Source organism: Haploplasma modicum ATCC 29102, from assembly GCF_000687835.1.
GTDB lineage: Bacteria > Bacillota_I > Bacilli_A > Acholeplasmatales > Acholeplasmataceae > Haploplasma > Haploplasma modicum.
In genome coordinates this window covers 145,805-155,000 of the sequence record NZ_JHYB01000004.1, presented here as the reverse complement: position 1 = coordinate 155,000, position 9,196 = coordinate 145,805, and the positions used below count along the sequence as shown (strand labels likewise).

10 protein-coding genes and 6 tRNA genes (1 of these 16 only partly in view) are annotated in these 9,196 nt (G+C 28.1%); 15 read left to right on the top strand and 1 reads right to left on the bottom strand.

Features of this window, described 5'->3' with window-relative positions:
* The 6 genes from T352_RS0104430 to T352_RS0104405 all read left to right on the top strand — a co-directional run.
* Positions 1 to 75, top strand: a tRNA-Met gene (locus T352_RS0104430) (it extends 2 nt beyond the left edge of the window).
* A 5-nt stretch (positions 76 to 80) separates the two neighbouring features.
* A tRNA-Ile gene (locus tag T352_RS0104425) sits at positions 81 to 157 on the top strand.
* A 7-nt stretch (positions 158 to 164) separates the two neighbouring features.
* Positions 165 to 255, top strand: a tRNA-Ser gene (locus tag T352_RS0104420).
* Positions 256 to 272: 17 nt separating this feature from the next.
* Positions 273 to 349, top strand: a tRNA-Met gene (locus T352_RS0104415).
* Positions 350 to 354: 5 nt separating this feature from the next.
* Positions 355 to 430 (top strand) — tRNA-Asp (locus T352_RS0104410).
* Between the two features lie 7 nt (positions 431 to 437).
* A tRNA-Phe gene (locus tag T352_RS0104405) sits at positions 438 to 513 on the top strand.
* A gap of 77 nt (positions 514 to 590) precedes the next feature.
* On the opposite strand, the gene hflX is transcribed toward T352_RS0104405, so the two are convergent.
* A complete protein-coding gene (hflX, locus tag T352_RS06525; RefSeq protein ID WP_051615830.1) occupies positions 591 to 1,865 on the bottom strand; it encodes a GTPase HflX in 1,275 nt (424 codons plus the stop codon).
* A gap of 105 nt (positions 1,866 to 1,970) precedes the next feature.
* On the opposite strand from hflX, the gene cdaA reads away from it, so the two are divergent.
* From cdaA to T352_RS0104355, 9 genes are read left to right on the top strand one after another with little or no spacing between them, the layout of a single operon-like run.
* On the top strand, positions 1,971 to 2,735 hold the full coding sequence (gene cdaA / locus T352_RS06520) for a diadenylate cyclase CdaA (protein ID WP_232361981.1): 765 nt from the start codon (positions 1,971 to 1,973) through the stop codon (positions 2,733 to 2,735).
* Positions 2,736 to 2,740: 5 nt separating this feature from the next.
* Positions 2,741 to 2,914: a hypothetical protein gene (locus tag T352_RS07135; RefSeq protein ID WP_156951197.1), complete on the top strand. Its 174-nt coding sequence runs from the start codon at positions 2,741 to 2,743 to the stop codon at positions 2,912 to 2,914.
* Positions 2,915 to 2,943: 29 nt separating this feature from the next.
* Positions 2,944 to 4,548, top strand: a complete 1,605-nt coding sequence (locus T352_RS0104385) for a diguanylate cyclase domain-containing protein (RefSeq protein WP_026391926.1) — start codon at positions 2,944 to 2,946, stop codon at positions 4,546 to 4,548.
* Positions 4,538 to 5,062, top strand: a complete 525-nt coding sequence (locus T352_RS0104380; RefSeq protein ID WP_026391925.1) for a 5-formyltetrahydrofolate cyclo-ligase — start codon at positions 4,538 to 4,540, stop codon at positions 5,060 to 5,062. Before T352_RS0104385 ends, T352_RS0104380 begins: the two co-directional genes overlap by 11 nt.
* Positions 5,063 to 5,073: 11 nt before the next feature.
* A complete protein-coding gene (locus T352_RS0104375) occupies positions 5,074 to 5,352 on the top strand; it encodes a YutD-like domain-containing protein (RefSeq protein ID WP_026391924.1) in 279 nt (92 codons plus the stop codon).
* Between the two features lie 2 nt (positions 5,353 to 5,354).
* The gene (locus T352_RS0104370; RefSeq protein ID WP_026391923.1) at positions 5,355 to 5,582 is read left to right on the top strand and encodes a NifU family protein; all 228 of its coding nucleotides are present in this window, start codon (positions 5,355 to 5,357) and stop codon (positions 5,580 to 5,582) included.
* A 39-nt stretch (positions 5,583 to 5,621) separates the two neighbouring features.
* On the top strand, positions 5,622 to 6,449 hold the full coding sequence (locus tag T352_RS0104365) for a DegV family protein (protein WP_026391922.1): 828 nt from the start codon (positions 5,622 to 5,624) through the stop codon (positions 6,447 to 6,449).
* A 58-nt stretch (positions 6,450 to 6,507) separates the two neighbouring features.
* Complete coding sequence (locus tag T352_RS0104360) at positions 6,508 to 7,929, top strand: glycogen synthase (RefSeq protein ID WP_026391921.1); 1,422 nt, start codon at positions 6,508 to 6,510, stop codon at positions 7,927 to 7,929.
* A gap of 2 nt (positions 7,930 to 7,931) precedes the next feature.
* Positions 7,932 to 9,158: a glucose-1-phosphate adenylyltransferase gene (locus tag T352_RS0104355; protein ID WP_026391920.1), complete on the top strand. Its 1,227-nt coding sequence runs from the start codon at positions 7,932 to 7,934 to the stop codon at positions 9,156 to 9,158.
* Positions 9,159 to 9,196 lie beyond the last annotated feature (38 nt).

Genomic DNA, 9,196 nt, shown 5'->3' with positions numbered 1-9,196 from the left:
CGGCGTAGCTCAACTGGCTAGAGTGCACGGTTCATACCCGTGAGGTTGAGGGTTCGAGTCCCCCCGCCGCTACCACTTTAGGACCCGTAGCTCAGTTGGTTAGAGCTACCGGCTCATAACCGGTCGGCCGTAGGTTCGAGTCCTACCGGGTCCACCATTTTTATGGAGAAATACCCAAGTCTGGCTGAAGGGATCGGTCTTGAAAACCGACAGGCTGTAAAAGGCGCGGGGGTTCGAATCCCTCTTTCTCCGCCACAATTTAATATTAATATCGCGGGATGGAGCAGTTTGGTAGCTCGTCGGGCTCATAACCCGGAGGTCGTGGGTTCAAATCCCTCTCCCGCAACCAATAATGGTTCCGTGGTGTAGCGGTTAACATGTCTGCCTGTCACGCAGAAGATCGCGGGTTCGATTCCCGTCGGGACCGCCATTATTTCGGCCCTGTAGCTCAGTTGGTAGAGCAGAAGACTGAAGATCTTCGTGTCGGCAGTTCGATTCTGTCCGGGGCCACCATTTATAACTTGTCATTAGTGAAATCAGTTCAAATGAACTGATTTTTTTTATCTTTATATATAAAAAAATTAGTAGAATTATCTACTAACAATTTTACTTTCATATTTACTTAATAATTCTTTATTAATAAATGCTTTTACTAAAATATAATTATCTAAATAATCGAAGGATAAGACAAATCCTTTTTCTTTTATTTCATCAATTATTTTTAAATCATCATAATTTAATTTAAGCGAAACATGCTTTATATCACTATAGATATTAGAATAAATTAAATTAACTAAATTATCAATATTATAACCTGTCTCGTTTGAAACAATGATATGTTCCTCATTGATATTTAGAGCAAATGATTCATCAATTTTATCTGCTTTAGTAAAAACAATTAATTTTTTGATGTTACTAGCACCAATTGAATTTAAAATATTTAAGCTATTTTCTATTTGATAAAATGGATCATTTAGTGGATCAACAACTATTAAAATAAGTTCTGCATCAAGTGTTTCTTTAAGTGTTGAATTAAAAGAACGAATAAGTTCAATTGGAAGTTTACTAATAATTCCTACTGTATCTAATAATAAGAATGGTGGATATTTATCTTTATTCATTTTTTTATATTTTGTAGAAAGAGTAGCAAAGACTTTATTCTCAACAAAGACATCATCTTTTTTAGCATTTAAGTATTTAGCAAGTGAGTTCATTAATGAGCTTTTTCCAACATTAGTATAACCAAATAATGAAATAATTGGTATGTTGTTTTCAAGCATCTTTTTTCTTGAGTTTAGGTTTGAAATTTCAAGTTTATTTAATTCATTTTCAATTTTATTAATATCATCTTGAAGTTTTCTTTTTTGTAGTTCTAGCATAGTCTCACCTGGACCTCTAGAATTAAAAGAACCGCCCCCTTGCCTAGATAAAACCTTACCTAAACCAATTAATCTAGGTAACATATATTTTTTATTAGCTAGTTCAACTTCTAATCTACTTTGTTTATTGATTGCTCGGTCTTTAAATATTTGTAATATTAAATAACTTCTATCATAAACTTCAGTATCTAGTAATTCTTCTAGATTTCTTAATTGTAATGGACTTAAAGGATCATCAAAAATAACTGCACTTGCTTCATAAATATCAATTAAGTTTTTTAGTTCTGAAATTTTACCATATCCTATGTAATATTTTTGATCATAGCTTTTTTTATTTTGAGTAAGTCTAAAAACTGGATTTAAGTTTAAGACTATTGCTAAGTCACTTAATTCGTCTAGTGTTTTATCATTATTTAGTTCATTTGCTTTATTAGTAATATTAACCTTAACTAATATTACTTTACTATTTGTATTTTCGATTTCCATTGTATCGCTCCTTGCTTAACTAATTATATATGTTTATTTATGTATTTGCAAATAATGTTTTCTATTATATGTTATAATATAACATATTAGATGGAGTGTGATAACATGGATTTTTTATTGTTTACTATGCCAGAATTACCTATATGGAAAATAGTACTTGATTTTTATATTGTATGGGTTATTTCCTTGTTTTTAATTAGAATATTATTTTCAAACAGTAGATTATTTAATTTTGGTTTAATTTTCGTTGTATTATATACAGCACACTACATTTCAAAGGAATTAAATATTGATGTTGCTTTTAAAGTTTTAGATTATATTATAAAAGTTTATCCGCTTGTTGTTTTAATTATTATGGCACCAGATCTTAGAAGAACTTTAGAATTTTCTTGGAAAAAAGAAAAAAAATCTGAAGATTTTATTATGGGTAATGAAAATACAAGACAACAAATTATTGATGCAACTTTCTATTTATCATCTAAAAAGATTGGTGCTCTAATGACAATTGAAAAACATAATACATTAGACCACTTTGCAGATAGAGCTATTATGATGCATTCAGATATTTCTAAAGAATTATTAATTAATATATTTATTCCAAATACACCTCTTCACGATGGGGCTGTAATTATTAGGGGTAATCAAGTATTGTGTGCTGGTGCTTACTTTATTTTATCTGAAAAAGAAGTAGAAGATAAAACAATGGGTTCAAGACATAGAGCTGCACTTGGTATTAGTGAAGTTACAGATGGGCTTACAATCATTGTTTCAGAGGAAACAGGAGATGTTTCAATAGCCGTTGAAGGTATTTTATTAAAAATGAATGATCCAGATAAATTAATGGAATATCTGTTTATGTTTATGAGGTGAGAATTATGCAAAAATTTAAAAAAGTTTTATCATATATTATAGACCCTTTTCAGTCATTTGGGCTTGGAAACCATGCAGATAAGTTAACTAAAAATACTAATACTAAAAAAATAGTAGTTTATGTACTTTCTTTGTTAGTTGCTTTAGTTGTAGTTTATTTAGAATATTTTAGAGGTTAGTATTTTAATAAGAGAAAGAGGTAATTTTAGTGATCAAAGATATATTTTTCCAAAATCCAATATTTTTAATGATAATTGCTGCAATTATTCTTATTCTTTCAGTTAGTTTCAGCATTCAAAATGAGAAGATTGCAAAAAAAAGTTTGTACTTTTCATTTTTTAATATTTCATTAGCCATATTTTGTTTAGTTGGGTTTAGTGGTGTCATTAAAGGAAATAGTTTAATTGAAAATATATATTCATATTATGTATTATTTAATTTAGTATATTTTTTAATCTTTTTTATTTTTACTTTTAGTACATTTAGTCTAAAAGCAAACCACTATCTTTTATTTATTAAATCATTTAGAGAAAGTAATTTAAATGCATATTATGTTGTTGATAGAAACGAACGTGTAAAAGATATCTCAAGCACTTTACTTGAAGAATTAGGTTTAGAAAAGAATGATGTTATTGGTAAAAAATTATTCAAGTCATTAAACAAGAAAACGAGAATTCAAAAATTAAATGATAGTGAATCATCAAATAAACTTTTAGAACGTTTTTATTTAGATTATAAGAAAACTGCAAATGTTGGTGATCAAATAGTTCAAGAAATAATTTTTTTGAATCATGAGGGCAAAGAAGTAATACTTAAAGTTATTATTCAACCAGTATTTATTTTAGGAAGATACAAAGGAAGAACTGCATTTGGTGAAATAAAAAATGATTTTGACCTTTTATCAATTGAAAAGAAGCTCTCTTCAAGTGTTGAAGATTTAGAAGGGATTAAGGAAAAGTTTATAGCAACACTAGAAATTAGTAAAGAAGGTCTTTTTACAATTGACTTAAATGAAAATACTATATGGCTCAGTGATAGCTTAAAAAATATGCTTAAATTTAAATCAAATATTGTCGATTTAGAAGAATATAGAGACTTAATTGAACCTAATGATAGATTATTATATTTAGATAAGCTAAGTGGTTTAAACTTAAATAAGGAGTTTTATAATCAATCTTATCGTATTAAGATTGATAATGATTATCACTGGTTTGAAGAAAGAGGTAAAAGACTTTTTGAAAATCAAAATATGGCAGTCATAATGGGATCAGCTAATCCAATTAAAAATATTCATTTTAAAAACTCAAACGTAGATGTTTTAGACAATGTTACTGATGGCTCGTTACTTGCTAATAAGTTAAGGGAATTAATTGAAGAAAATAAATATTTCTATTTAGTTTTATTTGAACTATCAAACATGTCTGAATTAAATGATAAACATGGATGGCAATTTGGTAATATGGTTATTAGTAACTATATTAAGAAGATTAAGGAATCATTTATCACTGAAAATGGTGATATTTATAGATTAACAGGAATTAGATTTGCAGCTTTAATAACTAATCCTAATAAAATAAGTGCAATTAGAAATGGTGCTACTAGAGATCCTAATTTTATGGATATTAAAATATCTTATGGTTCTATAACATGCAATTTAAATGTTAAAGCGGGTGTTGCTGATACAGAAGTATTTGGTATTAATGAGTCAAGTCTTTATATTGCAGCAGAACAAGCACTTAACGAAACAAGAAAAGAAAATAATGTTTACAATACAATTTTCTATTCAGATTTAAACAACAAACATGATAATTAGTAAAAGTGATGCAAGAGCTCTTGCCCTTGAACATAGAAACCGTATAAACAGATTAAGTCATAGTCAAAAATCAATTATAATTATCGATAAGATAAAGAATCTGGATGTATATAAAAAGGCTTCTATTGTTGCAATTTATTATCCAATTAGAAATGAAGTAGATTTAAGAGAATTATTATATGATAATAAAACATTTTTGTTTCCAAGAACATATAAAAATTTTCAAATGGATTTTATAAAAGTTGATGATAAAACAATTTGGGAAAGAAACAAATTTGGTATTTTTGAACCACAAAATGGTATAATAATAAATGAAGGTATTGATTTAATGCTGATACCTTGTTTAGCTAAAAATAATAGTAATCTAAGACTAGGTTATGGTGCTGGATTTTATGATAGATTTTTATTTAAACATAATGTAGATTTTAAAGTAGGTATTTTAATGGATGATTTAACTTATAATTTTATAGGTGAAGATTTTGATATTAAATTAGACTTATTTATTAGTAATTAAGGAGAGTTTTGATGATTATAGAAACAGAGCACGGAGTTTACTCACTAATAAAAAATTATAGAGAATGTTTTGACTTAACATTATTTAATGAAACATATGTTGATGTTGCTTTTGACCGATATCATTATTTGGTGGGAGATTTATCATCTGGAATTTTAAGAATTAAAGGATTTAATTCAGACGCTAAAAGCCCAAGAGGCTTTAAAGCAATTCCCGATTACCTAAATGAATCATGTAATCCTAACGCTCCATTTTTCATATTAAAAAGGGTTGTTGAAAAGGAGGAATAATAATGGCTGAAATGGAATCAAAAGTTCTAGCTATTTTAGATAAAATTAGACCATATATCTTAAGAGATGGTGGAGATATAAGTCTAATAAAGATTGAATCAGGTGTAGTATATGTTAAGATGTCTGGTGCATGTGAAGGATGTTTTGCACTTGATGTTACTTTAAAACAGGGTGTTGAAAAATTATTGTTAGAAAACGTTCCTGGGATAATTGGCGTAATAAACGTTTAAAGAGAGGAGTTTACTTATTAATTTAGGTAATACATTGTTATGAGAAAAATTGGATTTGTTGTAGATTCAACCTTTGGTTATAATGGTAAATTTGCAAGTGTTGTACCTTTAAAAGTTATTATTGACAATAAAGAGTATGTAGATGGAACAATTGGTGAGGAAATATTAGTAGATGCTTTAAAAAATAATAAGAGCATTACTACAAGCCAACCTTCTCCTAATTTATTTGTTCAAGCATTTGAACATGAACTTGAAAAATATGATCATGTCATTTGTTTAACATTATCAAAAACCTTAAGTGGGACATTTAACAGTGCAAATTTAGCAAAAGATATACTTGAAAAAGAAAATGTAATAATCATTGATACAGAAACTGTAACTGAAGGTGCGCTTTATATTTTTGAGGAATTATTAAAACTAGCAGACGAAGGAAAATCATTAGAAGAAGTTTTAGGTGAGTTTAAAAGAATTAAAGCTAACGGTTCAATTATCTTTAGTGTAGATGACCTATCAACATTAGTTAAAGGTGGAAGACTTGGTAAAATATCAGGAATAATTGGTAGTTTATTAAGGATAAAACCTATTTTAAGATTTAAAGAAGGGGTCTTAACTGTTGAAGCTAAAGTAAGAGGCTTAATGAGTGCATTTAAATATATTATAGATCAAGCTAAAGTTTTAGTTGAGCATTCGAATATTGTTATTAGAATAACTTATGTGGATAATAGAGGTTATGCAGATCAGATATATAAAATGTTTAAAGAATTAAATAATGACAAAATAGATGTAAAAATTGGTGGAACACTAAGTCCGGTTGTTGCTGCGCACATTGGACTAGGTGGCATGGGTATTTATTTAGCAAAAGTATAGAAGAAGTGTGTATGCATTTCTTTTTTTATTAAAAAAATATTATAAGGAGAGGGTTTAAATGAAAATTTTATTTGCGAGTTCTGAAGTTTTTCCGTATAGTAAGAGTGGTGGTTTAGGTGATATGTCTAATTTCTTACCAGCAAGTTTAGTGAAAGCTAAGGTAGATGTTGAGATTATTACTCCCTACTATAAACAGATTATTAAGTATCATGAAAGACTAGTATATATAGGAAGTAAGACTTTATATATTGGTAACATTTCAACTGTGGTTAATTATTATAAATTGAAAGAAGGACTATTAGATATAATCTTTGTTCAAAATCAACAATATTTTGAACGTGACAATCTATATGGTTATTATGATGATGATATTAGATTTTTAGTCTTATCATATGCTGCATTAGAGTATGTTGATTTGATGAAAAAACCACCACAAATTATTCACTGTAATGACTGGCAAACAGCCGTAATACCATTTTTACTAGATGAACACTATAGAAAAAATGAAAAATATAAATACATACATACACTTCTAACAATCCATAACCTACAATATCAAGGGATATTTTCTAAAGATAAATACATTTATTTCAATAAAGATTTTGACTATACATATATTCATTTTGATGAAATAAATTTCCTTAAAACAGGTATTGAAAGAGCAACAATGATAAATACGGTAAGTCCTAATTATCGTAATGAAATACTAACAAATAGTTTCGGCTTTACACTAGATGGTGCACTCAAGAAACGAGAAAAAGATTTAGTAGGTATTTTAAATGGAATAGATTATGATGTTTTTAATCCTGAAACAGATATTAATATTAGTACTAATTTTAATAATGCTAATTATCTAAAAGGTAAAAAAGCAAATAAAAAGAAATTGCTTGAGTACTTCAATATTAAAGACAATGGGAAACCTTTAGTTTCATTCATTGGTAGACTTGTTAATCAAAAAGGACTTGACTTAATGTTAGATATTTTAGAAGATCTAATTGTTGTTAAAGATATTAAACTAGTTATCTTAGGGTCAGGAGATTATAGTTATTCAAGTTATTTTGAATATTTATTAAGCAAATATCCTAAAAATGTAGGATTTTATTCTGGATATAATGAAGAGTTAGCTCATCAAATATATGCAGGTTCAGATATGTTTTTAATGCCTTCACAGTTTGAACCTTGTGGTTTAGGGCAAATGATTGCTATGAGGTATGGAAGTATACCTATAGTAAGAGAGACTGGTGGATTAAAAGATACGGTACTTCCCTATAATAAATATACAGGTGAAGGAACAGGCTTTAGTTTTTATGAAAAGAGTTCATACGTTCTAAAAGATGTCATTTTTGAAGCAATAGATTTATTTGAAAATAATAAAGAAGAATGGAATAAATTAACAGAAAGAAATTTAGAACAAGATTTTAGTTTAGATAAAACAGCTAAAGAGTATATAAAATTATATAAACAAATAATAGGAGGATAAATATGGAAACATTAGCGCTAATACTTGCAGGAGGTAAGGGGAGCCGCCTCGATTTATTATCACAAAAAAGAAGTAAACCAGCAGTACCATTTGCTGGTAAATACCGAATTATTGACTTCACACTTTCTAACTGTGCACAGTCAGGTATTTATGATATTGGAATTCTAACCCAATATTTACCATTTTCACTAAATGAACATATTGGTGTAGGTAAACCTTGGGACCTAGATAGAAGAGATAGTGGAGTAGTTTTACTTCACCCACATAATCAGTGGTACTTAGGAACAGCAGATGCTGTTCTTAGAAACATTGAGTTTGTTAAAAGAAAAAATGCGAAATATGTTTTAATTTTATCAGGAGATCATATCTATAAAATGGACTATAGAGCAATGATTGAAAAACATGCTAAAACTAATGCCGATCTTACTATCGCAACAATTAAAGTAGATCCTAGTGAAACAAATAGATTTGGTATGATGGAAGTAGATAGTAATGATTCAATTATTGATTTTGAAGAAAAACCATTAAAAACTAATTCAACACTAGCATCAATGGGCATTTATTTGTTTAATAAACAAGCTTTGATTGATGCATTAAATGAAGTAGTAAGACCTGATTTGGATTTTGGTAAAGATATTATTCCGTATTTAATAAAGGTAAAGAAAAGCAAAGTAGTATCACATACATTTGAAGGTTACTGGCAAGATGTTGGAACATATGATTCATATTTAGAAACATCGCTTGCTTTAACTAAGAGTGATACAAAATTAGATTTATATGATGAAGAGTGGAAGATATATACTAGAAGTGAAGAAAAACCACCGGTTAAAATAGGTAGTAAAGCAAAAATTGAAAATAGCTTAATTTCCAATGGTTGTATTATTGAAGGTACAGTTATTAACTCTGTTTTAAGTCCAGGAGTTATTGTAGAAGCTGGCGCAATTATCGAAGACTCAGTTATTTTAAATGATTCAGTTATTAAGAAAAATTCAATAATTAATAAGTGTATATTTGATAAAAAAGTTGTAATTGAAGAAAATTCTAAGGTTGGATTTGGTAATGATTACACACCAAATATTGAGAAACCAGATGTTTTATTTTCAGGTATTACGGTATTAGAAAAACATTCTGTAGTTCCTAAAAATATGATAATTGGAAGAAACGTTAGAATATATAAAGATGCTAATTTTAGTAATCAGGTAGTTAAGAGCGGTTCTTCAATTAAATAGTAAAAAATGTAATTAAAAAACCGGTTCTATATCTAATA

Coding starts and splice junctions, on each gene's coding strand:
- hflX (WP_051615830.1), bottom strand. CDS start 1,865: ATGGAAATCGAAAATACAAATAGTAAAGTAATATTAGTTAAGGTTAAT.
- cdaA (WP_232361981.1), top strand. CDS start 1,971: ATGGATTTTTTATTGTTTACTATGCCAGAATTACCTATATGGAAAATA.
- T352_RS07135 (WP_156951197.1), top strand. CDS start 2,741: ATGCAAAAATTTAAAAAAGTTTTATCATATATTATAGACCCTTTTCAG.
- T352_RS0104380 (WP_026391925.1), top strand. CDS start 4,538: ATGATAATTAGTAAAAGTGATGCAAGAGCTCTTGCCCTTGAACATAGA.
- T352_RS0104375 (WP_026391924.1), top strand. CDS start 5,074: ATGATTATAGAAACAGAGCACGGAGTTTACTCACTAATAAAAAATTAT.
- T352_RS0104370 (WP_026391923.1), top strand. CDS start 5,355: ATGGCTGAAATGGAATCAAAAGTTCTAGCTATTTTAGATAAAATTAGA.
- T352_RS0104365 (WP_026391922.1), top strand. CDS start 5,622: ATGAGAAAAATTGGATTTGTTGTAGATTCAACCTTTGGTTATAATGGT.
- T352_RS0104360 (WP_026391921.1), top strand. CDS start 6,508: ATGAAAATTTTATTTGCGAGTTCTGAAGTTTTTCCGTATAGTAAGAGT.
- T352_RS0104355 (WP_026391920.1), top strand. CDS start 7,932: ATGGAAACATTAGCGCTAATACTTGCAGGAGGTAAGGGGAGCCGCCTC.